Consider the following 18,629-nt stretch of genomic DNA (forward strand, 5'->3'; position numbering starts at 1 on the left):
ATATTAATGATTGATTAGATAAGGCAAAGAAAACAGCAAAGTAAGACCGACGTATGTGAGGACTAAGCGAAGCAATTTAGGTTCTAAAAATGCCCAAAACAATAAAAATGCCCAAAGCAAGTATCCTGTAAAAAATGCGGTAGCGATCACATTCTCTTTGGGGAAAAATTCGGTTAGCAAAACATGAAAACTGAGCATCACCGTATAACCACCAATGGTTCCCAATAAAATTCTACAAAGTCTTATCCAAGGAGATTTTGTTAAATATTTCTTATTAGCAGGCATATATTAATGAATAAGGATTTCAATTAGAAAGGAACATAAATAGAGACCTAAAACAGTTCTAATTCCGAAATAAGAAAATGGAAAGAATAATACAATTAGACATCCCATGCACATCAAAATAACAATAAAGGCAAACAAACCACAGGCAACCCCTATGGTATAAATTGACATAATTATTGCTACAGAAAATAATGCTATTGCCACTAATCGCGATTGCTTTTGACGCACAGACATATAGGTCAAAAGTTTAGATTTATCTTTCCAAGCAATGCGTTTGGAGGTATTCATCCATAACATAAAAGCTACAAATAAAATAAAGCAAACAGTACTCATCATGATTTTATAAAATAAATTATATTGAAAAACAGAACAGGGATATTAACATGTTCATAAGCGCCATTATAGCATACAACATTCAAATCTTGCGCTATCATATTAGCGCAATTATAGCAATCTGTTGTAACTTACTTTACTTGAAAACTTGCCGTAAGACCTTGCCAATTTTTAGTATAAGATTTATCATTCCAGCTTCCCGATTGATCAGTCATGTGACTATGTTCGATCACATAAGTACCTGGCCAAATAACCTCTGCCTGAATCTTTCCTTGATTATTTGTTTTGTAGGTTTTACTCCAACCACTGGGAGACATCAATAAAATTTCTTCGTTTGCAATTGGATTACTCCCACGTAACAATTGAATTTCTACTAGATCTTTTACTTTCAGTACTTGATTAGTAAATACGAAGTGAGTGTCCAAAGGAATTGACGAATAGTTTAAGGCTTCGCCTACTTGAATACGATTCTGTGCGATAAATTCATAACGTGTAGTTCCGCCCAATTCTCTTGCAGGATGAGAAATGAAAACTTGGTAAATACCATCCTCATCAGGGATAAAACTACTTTCTAAATACGTTCCTTTATCCGTCAAATGCAATTCAACTTGCTTATTTTTTGAATCTAACAAATTCAATTTCAATTGACTTAAATCCGAATACCAATCCTTCGTTTTTTCAATTTCTCCGCTTGCATATTCTCCATAATAAATACGGATGGTATGTGATTGATTCTTGCTGCCTATAGGATTGCTTTCGATCCATATAGCATGTGCCTTTACCATTTGATTACTTACAAAAAGCATCATTATAATGATTGACAAGTGTTTTAGGTATTTCATTCTTATTTAGATTAATTAAACATAGTGAGCAAATATACAAACAATACCCATATATACAAATCGATTTTTCTATTTCTACACCATTAATTTTTCATGAACTTATCTTGAGTTATCGATAAGAAATCGGATTAAAGTTTTATATATCGTAATGAAATAATTACTCATTTCTTTAATTCTTCATATTAAATTGGTTAGAGCATACTTGATAACAAAGATTACTTAATCAACACTTTTTATTTTTTTCCACGAAGAACAATTGAAATCAATCTTATTAGAATAGTAAGCGGACCCTATAAATGAAAAAGTGCTATATCCTATGATGGTGCTAAAATTATTTAAATGGAGAGGGGATAGATTTTTTAAATTTCAACTGGGAAAATTTGAATGACTCTAAACGAGCCTGACAAGGGAGATTTCTATCAAAATAAATAAGCTAAAACAATGATCGAAACCATTGTCCCGATCATTATTTTAGCTTATTTAGGTTCTAAGATCTTTTTTAAGATCATACAACTAGTTTTATTTTTTCTGAAGCCTATCCGCTAAGATTTTCATATAAAAACCTCCTACGACACTCCGAGCTTTGAAATTTTCACGAATACCGGTATTGGAATCATAAAAATCATTAAGAGGAACACGTGATTCAGTTTCAATAGCATGCCTATAAACAGGTTTTATCAAAGCATCAAATTGTTCACGGTTAGGCGCAAAAACTGCTGTCCATAAAATCCAATCATTTTTTGTATAAGCTTTTCTACTATCTAACGGTATTCCAAATTTATTTTGTTTAGTTAAGTAGTATTTTATTTCAGTATCATATACCTGCTGTGGAAACAGGTTTAATCCCAACACTTTATCCCAAACTAAATTATATTTTTGACTCCAAGTATCTTTATTATCAAAAGTAAGCGCATAATGATCTCCAGCATCCGCAAGATCAATCCATTTGACAACCATATTTTCGGCGATGTTGCGATATTTTTTAGCGGTCTCAATTTCTCCTAATAATTCAGCCATTTGTGCATAACAGGCAATACCTACGATAGCTTTAACTGAAAGGTTAGCATTGCGAGCAAGATGCCCAGCAAAGTCATCTGTACATAATTGGGTTTTGGGATCAAATCCTTCCTGAACAAGATAATTAACCCAAGTGGTAAGAGTTTTCCAATGTTTTTTAGCATAACGACCATCTTGTTGCACTTTAGTAATAGCCGCTGTCAAAATAATCATATTGCCAGATTCTTCTACTGGCATGGGCTCTCCATAAGTTTGACCATTGGCCAAAGGATAGGTCCCTAAATCATGTGCCGCCCAAGGATGTGGATACAAACCACTTTCACTGAAGTAAAAAATCCCATTCAACATGCCTTTCAATAATTCGGGATTATAGATTAAATAAAGCGGAGCTGATGGATAAGTGACATCCACGGTATTAATGAAACCACCGCTATTGTTTTCTTTTGAAAGCCATAAAAGTTCATTTGCTGGACTTTTAACCAATGTATGAGCTGCGATACTTTGACGATAAGCTAAGATACTAAGATGTGCATAGGCCTTTCCCCCAGATTTAATGGCATCTGTATAAACTTGTTTGTCAAATGCAGCACATTTGTCCATCACAGATTGATAATCTAACGCAGCTTTATTGAGTTGATCTTCTATCGTCTCTTTACCTGAATTATTCCACCAAGGTCTCAAATTGTTTTTAAAATATTGGATAGCATATATTTCATCATAGCCCAACTCAACAAAACGATTTACTTCATTATTGCCTACTCTACCAAAGGGTATGACTGTATTCAAAGCTAGTGATGTGCCATTTGATACGGTAGAAACTTTAGATCCTCTTCTGAAAGCATCAACTGCAGCACCAACAGGAGTGACAAATTGAACTGCACCTGTTTTTTTTAATGCAGCTACATAGAAATATCCCCAATCGATTCGCATATCATCCGCACCCTTTTGTAATATGGGCTGTTCCACAGTACCTGTTTTCAATATTGATAAGTGATCTGTACCATAATTTTGAGCACTTACTTCCTGCGATGGTTTATATACAGCAATATTTGATGAAGCACTTAGAAGCACATCTACAGCGTGCGATTTACCATCGTTAGCCCTTACACTGTAAGTAATGTACGATATTGGTCTAGACAATAATGTCAGGTCATCCATAAGCAAAGGTGATGTAAAAGTAAGCTTAAGATTGACCTTTCCTGCTACAAAGTTATAGATGGTTTGAGTTGCAGTAATCTCCACATCTTTTTGTACCGCTATCTGCACATTTGGTCCGCTTTCTTTCAATTTATCAACCAAACCGAAATCAAGAAACCGCCCACCTGCAGTATTTGCTACATGAATAGCAAGCACATTTTTTCCTTTTTTCAAATCAGCTTTTCTAATTGGCTGATATTGAAAACTATTGGTCCATCCGTTTTTTTGATATACCTTTTTCCCATTCAAAAATACTTCGATATTGTCATCATGATTTATTTTTAAGTAGAGATCATTGATACTCGCAGGATCTGTAATATTAAATGTACGTCTTACCCAAATATGATCTGACTTCCAAAGTGTCTTCACATGTTTTTCATCATCACCAATCGCGGCCATACCTGACTTCCAATGACTCGTATCGTAGTCCGATAATATCCAATCCCCACCAGGTTTAACTTCTGTGTACTGCACGTCATAAGGCTTGGTATCAGACGCATTTAGTATCGTTTTATAATTTGGTTCTTCCTTTCCTAAAAAACGATAGATTTGACCATCTACATTGATTAATCCTAATAGCGAATGATCGGCATCAGTCCAATGTTTAGTCGTTGATTCATGCAGATTATCAGTAGTTGACCATATACTAAAATTCGGGTTGTGCGTAATTAGAGGATATGCAGGCGCTTTCCTATCTTGCCCCTGCACTTGACATATGGCCAAAAAAAAGGTCAAAAAATACCAAATATTTATTTTTTTCAATTCGTTCATCACAGTAATTAGGTTATAAAAAGGATTAAAACATATTATTAAATTCAAATAAGCTAATACCTCAAAAAATAAGTTATTCAAGGAGTATTATGATTCTAAAAAGTATAGCTTAATTTCATTAGTCAAATAACGCTTTAAAAATTCTAAATCAATCGCTACTTCGTATCAATATATGCTCAAATCTTATCATTTTGATATGCTCCAATTACTTGTCCTGAGCAAATATGATGTATCGTGTATATTTCCAACAAACTGTACTTGATAAATGCAATGCCCTTGTCTAAAGAGATCACAAAATAAGGATAAAAAAAAAGCTGCCCCTCCTTATTGAGTAGACAGCTTTCCTAATCTTTTACGTAGTATATTTATTAATGAAGATGCTTGCTAAAGAATCCCATCATGGCCTTATAAAATTCAATTTGGTTCTCCTCTTTACCAAATCCATGACCTTCATCATATTTAACCATATAAGGAACATCTACTCCTTTATCACGCAATGCTTTTACAATCTGATCTGCCTCGGCAATTTTGACACGTGGATCATTTGCTCCCTGAACTACAAATAAGGGTGATTTGATCGCATCAATATGGAAAATTGGAGAAACTTCCTTTGCTATAGCTGCTTCATCTTCTTTATCCAGATCATACCAGATCTCATACAACATTTCTTTATACGGTTTCCAATATTCAGGAATTGAGCTCATCAACGTAAAAATATTAGAAACTCCGACATAGTCTACGCCTGCTTTATATAGGTTAGGAGTTTTCGCCAGCCCACGTAACACGGCATATCCTCCATGACTTGCGCCATAAATCGCAACATTGCTTTTGTCAGCCCACCCTTGATCAATGACATATTGTATTCCATCTTCTACATCATCCATAGCTTTACGTCCAATCTGTTTAAAACCAGCTCGAAGAAAATCCTTTCCATAACCACCAGAAATACGGAAATTGACCTGAAGAGTAGCGTATCCACGACTTGCGAAAAGCTGAGTTTCAGGATTAAACCCCCAACTATCGCGTATACCTTGCGGTCCTCCATGAGGATTGACAATCAAAGGTACTCGCTTACCATCAAGAGCTGCTTTTGGCAAAGTAATGTATCCATGCAGTGTTAAACCATCGCGAGATTTAAACGTGATAGGACGCATCACCGCCATATCTTCCTCTTTCAATTGTGGCATCAAATCAACCAATAATGTTGCTTTTCCGCTCTTAGTGTCGTAATGGTAATAGCGTCCATATAATTTATCACTTTGAACAATTACAAGTAATTGATCTTCTTGATCTGTTTTTCCAGAGATAGAAAACTCATAACCTTTAAATTGATTATCTAAGTTACTATATATCTTTTTGAATGTTTCGCTTATGGGTTTGATTACAACTTTTTCACCTTCGTAACCGACAAAATCAATCTCCCAATTGCGTTTTCTTGATAACGAAATTAAATTCGCATCATACTCTTCATTGGAATAAATTTCCTTGATTATTTTCTTATTTTTAAGATCGTACAGCACAATTCTTGATTTATCAGAATCCAAATTGGTCAATACATAAGCTTCATCAAGATTTTTTGAAGCATAATTGAAAGAGACTACATTGAATGTCTCATCCCACTTGGTCGTATGAAACACTTCAAAACTTGTAGTTCCTTGTGGCTTATAGAAATATTGGGTATTGATACCATTAAGCATTTTGCTATATCCACGAAGGTTACCATCTTTATCAAAATCATATCCGACAACGGCATTTGCAGGGTCTTCGTTTGTAAATAGTTTTTCTGAAGCTCCTGTATTGATATTTACTTTGTAAGGTTCAAATACTTGCTTATTATCTTTATTCATTTGGATAATAATATAGTCTTTTTGCTCTTTAAGCATATTCAAGATGGATGCTTGCACATTCTCAAAAGGAGTCAGATCTATATTATTACTTCCATCAATATTTATGGCATATAGATGATAGTTCTCATTACCACCTTGGTCCATAACATAGACCAAACGATCGTCATTGATCCATCCCATACCGCGAATAAGTTCATCTTTCTCTTCGATCGCACGAATTATTTTGCCAGTTTTGACTTCCTTAACCATCACGTGGCGTTTATTCTTGTCATCCTTTTCACGATAAGAGATATACTTGCCATTTGGTGACAATTGAAAAGATGAAAGTTTAGGTTTAGCAAAATAATCCGCTACTTGGTACTTATGATTCCCCTTATCTAAGGCGATAAGTTCTGCTAACTGAGTTTCGGTTGATACCAATGTGGTATCCCCAGGCTTAGTAATCACAGTTTTAGCTAAAACCAAAGGTAGTTTAATACCAGCTTGACTATATGTGCCAGTGATTTTACTATTCTCCAATGTGCCTTCATACTTGATTCCTGCCTGTTCGATATTCAACGCTAGCTGATTGTTTTCAAAAGTTACTGAAGTTAACGGAATACCGACAGCTCCCTGAAGAGGAACATCCATAGTACCTTGAACCACCCCATTCGTCTCTGTCAAATGAAAAATAATACCGACAGCGGTCCCCTGATAATCTAAAGTGCCTGTCCAATCACCTTTAATTTGTGCATTCGTGTTTGACATACTCAAAATTATTAATACAATTGTGTAAAAAATCTGCTTCATAATTAATTAAGTTTTTTTCATTGTTAGTCGCATGTTTTTATGTTATGTTACAATTTATTTTCAAAATATCTAAATTAGATTGCAACACCCATTTATAGCATTTAGATGTTCATTGAATCGTTAAAAATTAAATCACCCCATAAAAACGATGTACTACATCTTAATTGCTAAAAATAGATCATTAAATATAGTCATAATTATAAAAATTCATGGCTATTTTGGCAATTAGGATATAAGGACTGATGATTTTTACAACTATTTCAGTTAAAAATCTGCTATAATTAAAATAATAATGATTTAATAAAATAAACAGATGCGATCAACTATAAAGTATCAAAAGATGAAGTAATATTCGATTCTAAAAAAGCAGCTATGTAAAACTATTAATTTTTATAAATCGCAGATTAATAGGTTTACATAGCTCTCACAGTGATTAAATTTTCACAGGCATTTGAGTGCTAATTGCGATACGATTCCAGCTATTGATGATTACCACTGCCATGATGATCTGTGCAATTACTTCTTCGGAAAAATACAACTTGGCTTGATTATAAGTTTTAGTCGTTAACCCATCGTTACTAATTAAAGTTATCTCCTCAGTCATTGCAAGCAGGGTTTTTTCTTCATCAGTAAAAAGATCTGTATCATGCCATGCATTAAGTAAAAAGATACGTTGAGTAGTTTCACCATTCTTTAAAGCATCCTTGGTATGCATATCAATACAAAAAGCACATCCATTAATTTGCGAAGCTCTGATTTTAATGAGTTCCAAATGTAATTTTGATAAGTCCGTATGAGTTAAATAATTTGATAAACCATATATTGCTTTCCATGCTGCAGGTTGTACGTCCTGAATTTTAATTCTATTTTCCATTTTTTTCAATTATTAATTGTGATCAATGATGATAAAACAAAATTCATGATTTCATTTTCTAAAAAACTTAAGCTGGTTTAAGAAAGTAATTAGGACCTAACTTTACTATTTTTTTTTCGCAATTCACTCAGGTATTCAGGGGTCAGACCTAAAAATGAAGCTAATAATTTTTGAGGCACACGTTGTACAAAATCAGGATATTTAGAACAAAACAAATAATAGAAGTCCTCTTTTGATGATCTAGCATATTTCATACGGTAAAGCGAAGCGGAATATGCCCTTTCATAAATTATTCTAAAATATTTTTCCAAGCTTGGTTGATCACTGAGCAAAAAATCAAAATCAGTTTTATGAATCCCTATTAAAGTAGTTTTTTCTAGAGCTTGGATAGAGAATAAGGATTTTTTTCTCTTATTAAAAGCATCAATATCAGTCATCCACCAATTTTCTAAAGCAAATTGTATTGTCTGTTCCACCCCTTTCTCATCAGCATAGAACATCCGTAAACATCCTTTCACTACAAAATATAGGTGGGTACACATTTCTCCCTCATTTAAAAGTAGTTCTCTTTTAGCTGTAGTTATGATATTAAAGGACTTACTTATATGCGTTAGCTGCTCATCATTTAATTCAACATATTTCTTTATATGGTTCAATAATAATTCCATTCTAGGATAACAATTATAAAAATAATGATAGTTCTATCATTAAAATATCATTCATCATGTAAACAACTTGGTTTTTATAAGGCATAAAAATAGTTGTTTTATTTATCCACAATATATGTAAAAATAAGTACAGGAAGATAAGGAAGTTACAAGCTGGTATTGCAAGAGCTGAGAAACGACTTCAAAAAACTAAAATATAAATACCAGCTGTATAGCATCGCAACTTCTTAAAATAAGTCGAGAGATCAGTACAACAAGCAAAGTTGAAAATGTAGCTAAAGATAAAATCTAATTAATTAATCTACTAAGAACATGATATTGTGCATAAAACCTATACAGAAACAGGATCTTGGCGATGACGCTGTAAGTATTGTTTTTTAATGATATACAGTTTATAATAATCATAAAAACCAATAATAAGTAAAACAAAGCAAACAACATAAAACGTTTTATATGTTAAAAATGCAAAAGACAATCCACTAATCAGTCCACCAGCTACATAAGCTATAACAATGCTGAGAAGTAAATGAAACTTGTCCACCAATGCCTTGTTGTGCCGATTAGATTCTTTTGTAAACATCGATATCAATATCGCTAAATCTGTCGTAAGCCCTGTTAAATGAGTTGTTTTTACCACAAAATTGGAAATAGTGGCAGTTAGACCATTTTGCAACCCCATTGCAAAAAGCAATGCCCCTACCAATACTTCTGTTTCTTGCAAAGAGTCTTTATAAAAGAAATCTAAATAGATACCGACAAATAAAATACTGAATATTTCTAATCCTAACGGAATAGAGTGTGTTAAATAAGTACTAAAACGTCCCTTTCCATGGATGATGATCATATTTGAAAGCATACTACCAACAAGAAATAGTAGAATCCAAAACAAAACAACAGCGCCTTGATACCAATTACCTTTAGCGATTTCTTGCGCAAAAATCGCATAATAACCCGTCACATTTGAAGTGAACGAAAAGAATACAATGACCGATGCAACATTGACCATTCCCGCTGAAAAAGCAGTCAATGCACCCAACTTGATATTGTCCTGTATCGTACGATGATTACTATATTTTCTCAGCATAATTTACTCTCCCTCCTTTTTTCAATACTATACGTGCGATACCTTTAGCTTGAAGATCCAAATTAAGATACAGGATCAATTCATTTCTATTCAATTGATGGATAACAAAACTCTCAACAAGTTTATCGTCTTTCCTCAATTCAAGAATATGCCCTCTTCCCTTTAAAAACCAATTGTATCTTTTATCCTCATGATGAGCAACATAGTTATCATTTCCATTTCTTTCGAAATGCCACAAACCATCTTGAAGAGGTGGAAGATGCGCTATAGCCGCTGTTTTTATTTCATCATGTATAATAGCCTGTTTTTTAAATGATGGGTTATTTTCCACCTTTTCAAAATACCAACCCTGCTCTACCCACTCACCTTCCAGCATACGTTCTGGATTTTCATAAAACATGACCATCGTCGTCGCTACAAACAGAAGTAAGGCGAGAAAGATGAAATTAAATCTTGATAATATTTTTCTTTTAATAATTGACATCCCATTTTTTGTTAAAGAATAAATCTGACAAAACATTTCGCTCAATTTTCTGTATACCGGTCTTTTGGATGATCCCAACACGACCTCGATTACGTTCGTTTAAACGTAACAACGCCTTTCCAACATCAAAAAAATGTTTTGTTCTTTTTTCAAATGCATAATTTGATGGTACTCTGATTTCGTCAATCGCAGCACCTTTCAAATAGTTATGTAAGTAATTGGCATTCTCCGTACCGATGATATCGGTATATATATTGAGTTTACGATCTTCATACCGATGACAGATCATTTGACAAGCTTTAATGAAATCTTCAGAATGGAGTTCCTTTAAATGATCTTCGAGGGTAATTCCCAACAGTTCAGTAATTGAAGTACTGCTCCTGTTGCCATATACCAATATGATTTCCAATTCATTAGCTTTTGACTGTTCGATGCTCTGTATAACAAAAAATAGCGAATCTATCGTGAAATCACTTGGAATCAATATACGTTTATTCATGCCTTTTACTTTTAAAACAAAGTTAAAAGACAGAGATTGCAATGGAATGAACTTGAAGTTAGCTTTTAATTAGAATATCAAAGCTGATATTAAAATGAGATTAGAATCGTTATAAAGATTAAAATGAGATTAAAATTTAAGAAAAGTAGGCAATTCGATCTCAACAGTAGTGCCCTTATCCACAATAGAAGTTACCTTTAATGAACCTTCATGCAACTTTATGATATTTCGGGCTAATGGTAGTCCGATACCATACCCGTCAATCCCATCAGTGTTAGACGCTCGAAAATATGGATCATAAATATGTTGCAAATCCTCTGAAGGAATACCTATTCCCTCATCCTTTATTAGAATAAACACTTTTTTATCCAAAGCACCTAAAGCAATGTAGGCCGTTCGATTACTAGAATATTTACAGGCATTGCTGATGATATTAGACAACGCTAACTGAAGTAAAATTGCATTTCCACTAACTTTAAGACGCATACTATCATCCGGTAAAAGATTAAAATCGGTGATGATCTTAAACTTATCATTGATCGCTTTGACCATCAGTTCTGCATCCATTATGACCTGATCAATTCTGATAGGACCAAACGAAGATGAATTACTAACAAATCCAGTACGTGCCAGCAAAAGAAGAGCCTTTGTCTTTTTTTCTAAATGCTCTGCAGATTCAATAATTTTCAAAAGCGTTCTTTGATATTCTGCTTGACTTCGCTCTTTAGAAAGCGCTAAATCTGCCTGACCTATAATAGAAGTTAAAGGTGTATTAAGCTCATGTGATGCATTACTAATGAAGTTTTTTTGTGTTTCAAATGAGGTTTCCAATCGTGTAAGCATATTATTAAAAGTACGAGCTAAATCTTTAAGCTCGCCCTTATATTTAAACTCATCCAGTCTTTTATCCAGATTTTCAGAACCAATCTGTTGCACCTCCTTCATCATCGTAAGGATAGGCTTCAAAAACGATCTTTTCATAAAAAGAGACACGACCAAGATAAATAATATGCCCAGGATCAAGCTAATGATCAACAAATTTCTTAAGTATGCCAGATGATGGGTATAAAAATAATTTTCTGCAGATGCCCCGATGATAAAGTTTCGTTTATCCTTGGTGAAAAATTTAGTAGAATAAAATTGGTTGCCTTCCTTAAAATTAGAAATTCCCTTTTTATTGATTTTACTCCATAGTTCAGGATTAAAGCCATGACTGTTCAATATCTTTTCATTTGCATCAAATTCAACAAGAAATTCATGTTGATTATTCAAATCTTCAATAAAATCTAAACTCCATTGATTACTGCGCAACGCATTATTGATATTCAGAAACTTCTCTGCAGCTATATTCCGCCTCAGATCCAATCTTTTATAAAAATCTGTAAAAGCAAAATTTGAAATAGAATAGAAAATAAAACCAACAAAACAACTGACATAAATAACCAATATGGCAATAAGATAAATGAGTTTTCTATTATAATTATGCATCAGCTTTTAGTCTTCTATTTTTAACACATAGCCCATACCGATCACAGTATGAATGGCTTTTTTAGAGGTTACTTTTTCAATTTTTTTACGCAAATAATTAACATAGACGTCCACAACATTAGATCCGATGTCAAAATTAATCCCCCATACTTTATCCAGAAGTAAACTACGCTCAAATACTTTTTTAGGACTTTGTATAAATAATAAAAGTAATCGATATTCGGTGCTTGTCAGATTCAATTCCTGATCGTCACAATAAGCGACCTTTTTATAATCATCTACTTTCAAAAACCCATATTTATACTCTTGAGAATGATCCTGATCCTTCTGAGTAGCCTGAATAATAGAATGTTTACGACGTATCAAAGATCGAATTCTGGCTTTCAATTCGATTAATTTAAATGGTTTAGATAAATAATCATCTGCACCATTATCCAGACCAAGTACAACATTTTCTGGAGTCCCTAAAGCAGTCAGCATCATCACAGGAAGATCAGTATATCCCCAAAATCGGATCTGCCTACAGATCTCCAATCCATTAGTACCTGGTAATAAAATATCCAAGAGAACAAGTGAGATATCGTGAGTTGAAAGTAGTACCTCTAATCCTTCCGAATTATTTAAATGTATGACTCGGTAACCATCCTCCTCCAAACCTTGAACAATCAGATCTGCTACCCCTTGTTCATCTTCAACCAAGATAATTTTTTGCTGTTCTACACTCATTTACGCTATATTTTAATTAGCTCTGGAATTATTAAAACATAAAAATAAGCTTTTGATGGCTTTGACACAAATTTTAAAAGTATATCATAACCAACTAGATAATCATGCTTTATAAAACTTGATCTTATGAGAACAATAAATTTTAAAACTTTGATCAAGATACTTTAATAATATAGGTTGCATAATTAAAAATTTACGATAGATATAAAACTAAATTTTGAACAATTAATCATTAATAAAAACCTTTATAATTCTATATCCATAACTAATCCTCTTCTACTCGATTCCGCAGCTAAACTAAAGGTATTTCCAAACATTTTTCTATCCAAATTGTTGTTTTAACAATTGGAATACATCTTATGATGTGCCAACTAAAATAATATCTATTACACATACTCACATTTAAAAATGTGCGGTGCTTAAATCTTAATAAAATGGCAATAACAACCAATCGATTATCTCAGACACTTTGTCAAGCTTTAAATGATCAAATTACATTGGAAGCATATTCTGCTCAAGTATATCTCATGTTAGCCTGCTGGGCAGATGACAATAGATTAGATGGGATCAATTCATTCCTTATGAAACATTCCCAAGAAGAAAGAGTGCATATGGCTAAAATAATAGAATATATACAAGAAAGAGGTGGGTCTGTAAAAATTGATGCAATAAAAAAACCTGAACCCGAGCCTACCAATATTTTAGAGTGCTTTGAAATGGTATTGCAACAAGAAATAGAAAATACCGAATCAATTTATAAAATAGTAAATTTAAGCATGCAAGAAGGCGATTGGGCGACATGGAATTTCCTTCAATGGCTTGTTAATGAACAACGTGAAGAAGAAAAACTTGCATTGGACTTATTAGATAAAGCTAAGTTAGCTGGAGGCAGCGATATGACAGACAATGCTCGCTTTGAGTTAAATAAACTAATTGGTAATACTGGTCAGGAATTTCCAGTTGCAGATGAAATTAATCCACTAGCATAAAATAAAATATGTTAAAAAGGATAGCTAATTATACGTCAGCTATCCTTTTTTATTACTTTATAAATACCTATAGCGACCTCTTGGCCAATAAAGAGATATCCAAGGAATTATGATACAATTTCTCGACAAGCCCGAGCATTAGCTGCAATTGTTCTTTAATTAATAGCTCATCACTCTGATCGAGCACATGCGATCGAGAGACCGAGGACTTCAAAGGAAGAATTTCTAATAAGTCAGTCTCAAATAAAGCATATGTTTTTTTTAACTTTAAAAGAATTTTATTCATCAACCGTTCATGCTCATCATGAAAATTCGAAGTTGAGCGATGATCAATCATATGGGTAAATGCCATTGCATAAGAAATCAACTGATGTGTAAAAATTGAAAAATCATTTAATTCTTTAGTAAATGGGCGCTGATATATAGGTTCATTTAGAATTCTTTCATTTAAGGCATTCAACTCCGCCAAACTCAGATAAATTTCTTTGCGAGCGACTTTATAATCTGCAATATCAATATGATCGCCCGACAGTTTACGAAAGCAAATGGATAAGAAATGAACATTAGACTGTACGACATTTTTTAAATAACTCTTTACCGAATCACTTTCCCATGTCGGAAGAATAAGGTGAAAAGATAAAAAACACAGAACACAGCCAATGACAGTATCTAATAAACGTTCTTTCAATAGGAGAATTCCAAAATCATCTACTCCTGTAAAGAAATAGTAGGCAATAAGAAAAAAAGCAGTTAGAAAAAATGAACCATAAACATATTTACTCCTTAAAAAAGTAAATGTTAAAAGCATATAAACCAACATTAAGCCCAGCAGTACATAACTATTTGTAATCAAGAAAATACTTAAGAGACCCAAGAGGCCACCTAAAAATGATCCTTTTAGCCGATCAATACTCCGTTGCTTACTTAAACTAAAACCTGGACGTAAGATCACAATAATGGTAATATAAATCCAAAAACTATGCTTTGTTAAGGCAATGTAATCAGGAAAGAAAATCGGCAGCGCTTTGGTAATCACAAAAGCAATCAACATCACAATAGCCACACGAAGAGAATGTCTAAAAATTGGTGACTTTAAATTCAGATGCGCTTGCAGTATTGGCCATGAAAATGTCCTTTGCCTAAAGAAACGCTCTTTATGTGCGATCAGCTCAGAGTGATCATGAACTTCTTCAGATTTAGATAAAATACGATGGACCTCTCTTATTTTTTGCATCACGTACCTGATATTAACAAGTATCTTTTTCAACACAATTGTTGTCCCTCCTTCTTGCTTTTCAAGAGCAATAATTTCTGCATATGCATTATCCCATAGGCCTGTAAATTGAATGGCATTCTTTGGCGATTTCAGCAAACTTATTGGAGTGGTCAATCGCTCTAATTCTTGGGCACAACTAATCAATAATTCAGGAATGACTTGATACACCTTGGTATGTCCATATTTTTCACGAATCTGATAATAATCATGATGGGAAGCATTAATTCTCTCAAACAATTCCATCAATGTTGCGAAAATAAAGGTAAGCTGTTTATATTGATAACTTGCAAATTGCTTCTCGGTCGCTGCAGAAAACAAAACCTCACGGACATTTTCCTGACGTTGATTTAACACCATATTGATTTGAATAACTTGTTTATGCGTCTTTGCAATAGCAGTATTAGCATCAAAAAAATCAGCCTTAATACGAAGTAAGCTACCTATTTTGTAAGCACATTCTGCTAAAACTTGCTGGCTAACACGATATGGTCTCATGTATCGTAGGACTAATACAAAAATCATATACCAAATTGCACCAGCAGTGAGCAATAAAGCTTCTGTGATAGGATGACTACTTTCATGGGTCAACGTTAAGCTAAAAAATAGCGCTAATAAACAAGATGCACCAATGCCCATCGCCCTTATACCAAAAACAGTCAACATACAAGCCGCAAAAGAAAAGAAAGCCATAAATAGACCCAAGAAAAAATCTGAAAAAGGTAATATGCGTGTAAGCATACTCATTGCGAAAATAACGATAACATTGATAAACAAAGATTGACGGCGCTCACGATAGGGGCCGACCAAATCTGGAGTACTTGCTATAATGCTACCTATACCCAAGGTTACACCATGGTGCAGTTGACCAAAAAAAGTGAACATGAGAACTGGAATCAGGACAGCAATAGTTATTTTTAATCCCTCATGAAACGGTTGGCTATTAACAAAAAACCGTGTCTTTTGCCATACTTTTTCTATACGATCACGCAATATAAGTTATATTATTAAAGTGGAAATATGTCGATTAAAGATTATACTTATGCTCATCATTTAACTTTTGCAAAAGTACCAAATTTAATACTACAAAAAGAAATTTTCATCTACTATAAAGTTTACAAAACAACGCAAAACATATATAAAATATCGTTTTATACCGAAATCCGATATCTTATATTTCCTAGAAAATGGATATGTTTGTAGTGGAAATGAGAAATAGTCAAAAGAAAACAATAATTTTAGACAAAAAAATCATTAAAAGAATGAAAAAACTAACGCTACTTTTATTATTAGCAAGTTCAATGGCTTATGGTCAGCGCAACTTGAATATAGAAGAGACAGTCTTTGGCCCCCGTACATATGCACCTACAGCTCTTGTAAGCAGTAACTGGGTACCCAATAGCAATAACTTCAGTTATTTGGACAAAGGTTATCAAAATTTAGTTCAAAAAAATGCTCCGAATAATGGAGCGGAAGAGATCATACTAAGTAAAGTCGAATTACAAAGTGCTTTGCAAGCAAAACTTCCAAATGATCGGATTAATTTGCAGATCTTTCCCAGTGACTATAAATGGGAAAATGCCAATACAATCAGTTTTTCACTTCATACAAAACAAGCACAATATCAGATTGCTTTTGATATAAAAAACAAAAAGATAGTACATCTATTAGCATCAGATGCCACAGCAACAAATCAAGAATATGCAACAGATTATAGTAAGGTAGCCTATTTAATTGGTAATAATATTCAAATCAAAGATGCTGCTGGACGATTAACCGGTGTAACAATAGATACAATAGATGGTATTCTAAACGGCAGCGACTATACGCATAGACAAGAATTTGGCATCAAAAAAGGCATGTGGTGGAATCCTCAAAATGACAAACTATTGTACTACCGTAAAGATGAAACGATGGTGAGCAAATACCCTTTAATACAGTGGGATACTCGGGTAGCTTCTGTTAAGGATATTCGCTATCCCATGGCAGGCATGAAAAGCGAGGAAGTTACCTTGGTCATCTATGACACTCAAACAAATCAAAAAATTACATTAGCAACTGGAGAACCAAAAGAGCAATTTTTAACAGCCGTAACTTGGGACCCATCTGGACAGTCCATTTACGTTGGAGTATTAAATAGGGAACAAAACCATCTAAAAATAAATCAATATAATACAAAAGACGGCCGTTTTATCAAAACACTGTTTGAAGAAACAGCGTCCACGTGGGTAGAACCTCAAAATGATTTATTGTTTTTACCCAATAACCCAAAACAATTTATCTATCAATCAGACAGAGAAGGTTTTAATCAGCTTTACCTGTACAACACTGATGGTAAGTTGATCAAAAAACTGGGACATCAAAATCTTATTGTACAACAATTAGGTAATTTTTCTCCCAAAGGAGATTTACTCTATTATACTGGAGTGACAAATGATGGATTAGATCGACAACTATTTTCAGTAGAGCTAAAAACTGGAAAAACAACACAGTTAACACAGGGTCCAGGTACGCACAACGCTAAAGTAAACAGTGATGGCACTTACATCTTAGATCAATTCAGTAATCTAACCACTCCTAATATTGTTCAAATAAAAGGAACAAAATCTGGTAAAGTAGATAAAATAGTCGAATCAACAAACCCCTTTTTAGGTAAGATCAATCCTCCAAAAATAGAATTTGTCACTTTAACCTCTGCAGATGGTGTAACACCATTGACAGGACGCATCATCTATCCTAATGATTTTGATGCAAATAAGAAGTATCCAGTCATGTATTATCTTTATGGAGGTTCTCACTCTCAATTAGTAACCAATAAATGGTTAGGTGGCGCAGGTTATTTTGATATGTATATGGCGCAACAAGGTTACATCGTATTCACCATGGATAATAGAGGTACGGACGCTCGCGGACGTGCATTTGCAACCGCAACACATCGTCAACTCGGACAGGCAGAAATGGCTGATCAAATGAAAGGCATAGAATATTTGAAATCCAAATCATTTGTTGATCAAAGCAAGATGGGTATATTCGGCTGGAGCTTTGGTGGATTCATGACAACATCATTTATGATACACCACAATGATATCTTTAAAGCAGCTGTTGCAGGAGGTCCAGTAATGGATTGGAAATACTATGAAGTCATGTATGGTGAGCGGTATATGGATATGCCTCAAGAAAATCCAGAAGGCTATAAGTTAACCTCACTCATTGACAAAGCAGATCAATTAAAAGGCGATTTATTGATTATTCATGGAGCTCAAGACCCTGTAGTAGTACAACAACATAGTATGGAGTTTGTAGAAGCTTGTATCAAAGCTGGAAAACAAGTTGATTATTTCCTATACCCTACTCATGAACACAATGTTTCAGGAAAAGACCGAATTCATATGTATGAAAAAATTGCAAGATACTTCGATCTTCATTTGAAGAAATAAAAAAATAAGTATAAAAAAATCCCCTT

15 protein-coding genes are annotated in these 18,629 nt (G+C 33.7%); 2 read left to right on the top strand and 13 right to left on the bottom strand.

Annotated elements, in window-relative coordinates; genetic code table 11:
• Positions 1 to 3: 3 nt before the first annotated feature.
• From B3P23_RS16375 to B3P23_RS16430, 12 genes are all read right to left on the bottom strand, one after another.
• A complete protein-coding gene (locus B3P23_RS16375; RefSeq protein WP_045753466.1) occupies positions 4 to 285 on the bottom strand; it encodes a hypothetical protein in 282 nt (93 codons plus the stop codon).
• A 3-nt stretch (positions 286 to 288) separates the two neighbouring features.
• Positions 289 to 621 (bottom strand): hypothetical protein, encoded by a 333-nt coding sequence (locus B3P23_RS16380; protein ID WP_248754543.1) that lies wholly within the window; start codon positions 619 to 621, stop codon positions 289 to 291.
• Between the two features lie 128 nt (positions 622 to 749).
• Positions 750 to 1,460: a hypothetical protein gene (locus tag B3P23_RS16385; RefSeq protein WP_293928150.1), complete on the bottom strand. Its 711-nt coding sequence runs from the start codon at positions 1,458 to 1,460 to the stop codon at positions 750 to 752.
• 519 nt (positions 1,461 to 1,979) lie between these two features.
• Entirely contained in the window at positions 1,980 to 4,445 is a 2,466-nt protein-coding gene (locus B3P23_RS16390; protein WP_293928153.1) for a glutaminase family protein, read from the bottom strand.
• Between the two features lie 368 nt (positions 4,446 to 4,813).
• Complete coding sequence (locus B3P23_RS16395; protein WP_293928156.1) at positions 4,814 to 7,039, bottom strand: alpha/beta hydrolase family protein; 2,226 nt, start codon at positions 7,037 to 7,039, stop codon at positions 4,814 to 4,816.
• A 475-nt stretch (positions 7,040 to 7,514) separates the two neighbouring features.
• A complete protein-coding gene (locus B3P23_RS16400) occupies positions 7,515 to 7,955 on the bottom strand; it encodes a carboxymuconolactone decarboxylase family protein (protein ID WP_293928159.1) in 441 nt (146 codons plus the stop codon).
• Positions 7,956 to 8,044: 89 nt separating this feature from the next.
• A complete protein-coding gene (locus B3P23_RS16405) occupies positions 8,045 to 8,623 on the bottom strand; it encodes a Crp/Fnr family transcriptional regulator (protein WP_248754547.1) in 579 nt (192 codons plus the stop codon).
• Positions 8,624 to 8,954: 331 nt separating this feature from the next.
• A complete protein-coding gene (locus B3P23_RS16410; RefSeq protein ID WP_045754831.1) occupies positions 8,955 to 9,707 on the bottom strand; it encodes a YoaK family protein in 753 nt (250 codons plus the stop codon).
• A complete protein-coding gene (locus B3P23_RS16415) occupies positions 9,691 to 10,191 on the bottom strand; it encodes a hypothetical protein (protein WP_045754830.1) in 501 nt (166 codons plus the stop codon). Before B3P23_RS16415 ends, B3P23_RS16410 begins: the two co-directional genes overlap by 17 nt.
• Positions 10,178 to 10,690: a hypothetical protein gene (locus B3P23_RS16420; RefSeq protein WP_045754829.1), complete on the bottom strand. Its 513-nt coding sequence runs from the start codon at positions 10,688 to 10,690 to the stop codon at positions 10,178 to 10,180. The genes B3P23_RS16415 and B3P23_RS16420 overlap by 14 nt, the downstream gene beginning before the upstream one ends.
• 129 nt (positions 10,691 to 10,819) lie before the next feature.
• The gene (locus tag B3P23_RS16425; protein ID WP_045754828.1) at positions 10,820 to 12,178 is read right to left on the bottom strand and encodes a HAMP domain-containing sensor histidine kinase; all 1,359 of its coding nucleotides are present in this window, start codon (positions 12,176 to 12,178) and stop codon (positions 10,820 to 10,822) included.
• A gap of 6 nt (positions 12,179 to 12,184) precedes the next feature.
• Positions 12,185 to 12,904, bottom strand: a complete 720-nt coding sequence (locus B3P23_RS16430; RefSeq protein ID WP_045754827.1) for a response regulator transcription factor — start codon at positions 12,902 to 12,904, stop codon at positions 12,185 to 12,187.
• A 434-nt stretch (positions 12,905 to 13,338) separates the two neighbouring features.
• Here B3P23_RS16430 and B3P23_RS16435 point away from each other — a divergent pair, with 434 nt between their 5' ends.
• Positions 13,339 to 13,893 (top strand): ferritin, encoded by a 555-nt coding sequence (locus tag B3P23_RS16435; RefSeq protein WP_248754548.1) that lies wholly within the window; start codon positions 13,339 to 13,341, stop codon positions 13,891 to 13,893.
• Positions 13,894 to 13,960: 67 nt separating this feature from the next.
• Here B3P23_RS16435 and B3P23_RS16440 read toward each other — a convergent pair whose 3' ends face one another.
• The gene (locus B3P23_RS16440; RefSeq protein WP_293928168.1) at positions 13,961 to 16,159 is read right to left on the bottom strand and encodes an FUSC family membrane protein; all 2,199 of its coding nucleotides are present in this window, start codon (positions 16,157 to 16,159) and stop codon (positions 13,961 to 13,963) included.
• Between the two features lie 269 nt (positions 16,160 to 16,428).
• Here B3P23_RS16440 and B3P23_RS16445 point away from each other — a divergent pair, with 269 nt between their 5' ends.
• Positions 16,429 to 18,603, top strand: a complete 2,175-nt coding sequence (locus tag B3P23_RS16445; protein WP_293928171.1) for a S9 family peptidase — start codon at positions 16,429 to 16,431, stop codon at positions 18,601 to 18,603.
• Positions 18,604 to 18,629 lie beyond the last annotated feature (26 nt).

This window comes from Sphingobacterium sp. UBA6320, from assembly GCF_002440335.1.
In the GTDB taxonomy this organism is placed as follows: Bacteria; Bacteroidota; Bacteroidia; order Sphingobacteriales; family Sphingobacteriaceae; genus Sphingobacterium.

What these genes read in the sequence shown, in the direction of transcription:
- B3P23_RS16380 (WP_248754543.1), bottom strand. Translation starts at nt 621, where the DNA reads ATGATGAGTACTGTTTGCTTTATTTTATTTGTAGCTTTTATGTTATGG.
- B3P23_RS16375 (WP_045753466.1), bottom strand. Translation starts at nt 285, where the DNA reads ATGCCTGCTAATAAGAAATATTTAACAAAATCTCCTTGGATAAGACTT.
- B3P23_RS16395 (WP_293928156.1), bottom strand. Translation starts at nt 7,039, where the DNA reads ATGTCAAACACGAATGCACAAATTAAAGGTGATTGGACAGGCACTTTA.
- B3P23_RS16430 (WP_045754827.1), bottom strand. Translation starts at nt 12,904, where the DNA reads ATGAGTGTAGAACAGCAAAAAATTATCTTGGTTGAAGATGAACAAGGG.
- B3P23_RS16415 (WP_045754830.1), bottom strand. Translation starts at nt 10,191, where the DNA reads ATGTCAATTATTAAAAGAAAAATATTATCAAGATTTAATTTCATCTTT.
- B3P23_RS16420 (WP_045754829.1), bottom strand. Translation starts at nt 10,690, where the DNA reads ATGAATAAACGTATATTGATTCCAAGTGATTTCACGATAGATTCGCTA.
- B3P23_RS16385 (WP_293928150.1), bottom strand. Translation starts at nt 1,460, where the DNA reads ATGAAATACCTAAAACACTTGTCAATCATTATAATGATGCTTTTTGTA.
- B3P23_RS16410 (WP_045754831.1), bottom strand. Translation starts at nt 9,707, where the DNA reads ATGCTGAGAAAATATAGTAATCATCGTACGATACAGGACAATATCAAG.
- B3P23_RS16405 (WP_248754547.1), bottom strand. Translation starts at nt 8,623, where the DNA reads ATGGAATTATTATTGAACCATATAAAGAAATATGTTGAATTAAATGAT.
- B3P23_RS16400 (WP_293928159.1), bottom strand. Translation starts at nt 7,955, where the DNA reads ATGGAAAATAGAATTAAAATTCAGGACGTACAACCTGCAGCATGGAAA.
- B3P23_RS16425 (WP_045754828.1), bottom strand. Translation starts at nt 12,178, where the DNA reads ATGCATAATTATAATAGAAAACTCATTTATCTTATTGCCATATTGGTT.
- B3P23_RS16445 (WP_293928171.1), top strand. Translation starts at nt 16,429, where the DNA reads ATGAAAAAACTAACGCTACTTTTATTATTAGCAAGTTCAATGGCTTAT.
- B3P23_RS16435 (WP_248754548.1), top strand. Translation starts at nt 13,339, where the DNA reads ATGGCAATAACAACCAATCGATTATCTCAGACACTTTGTCAAGCTTTA.
- B3P23_RS16390 (WP_293928153.1), bottom strand. Translation starts at nt 4,445, where the DNA reads ATGAACGAATTGAAAAAAATAAATATTTGGTATTTTTTGACCTTTTTT.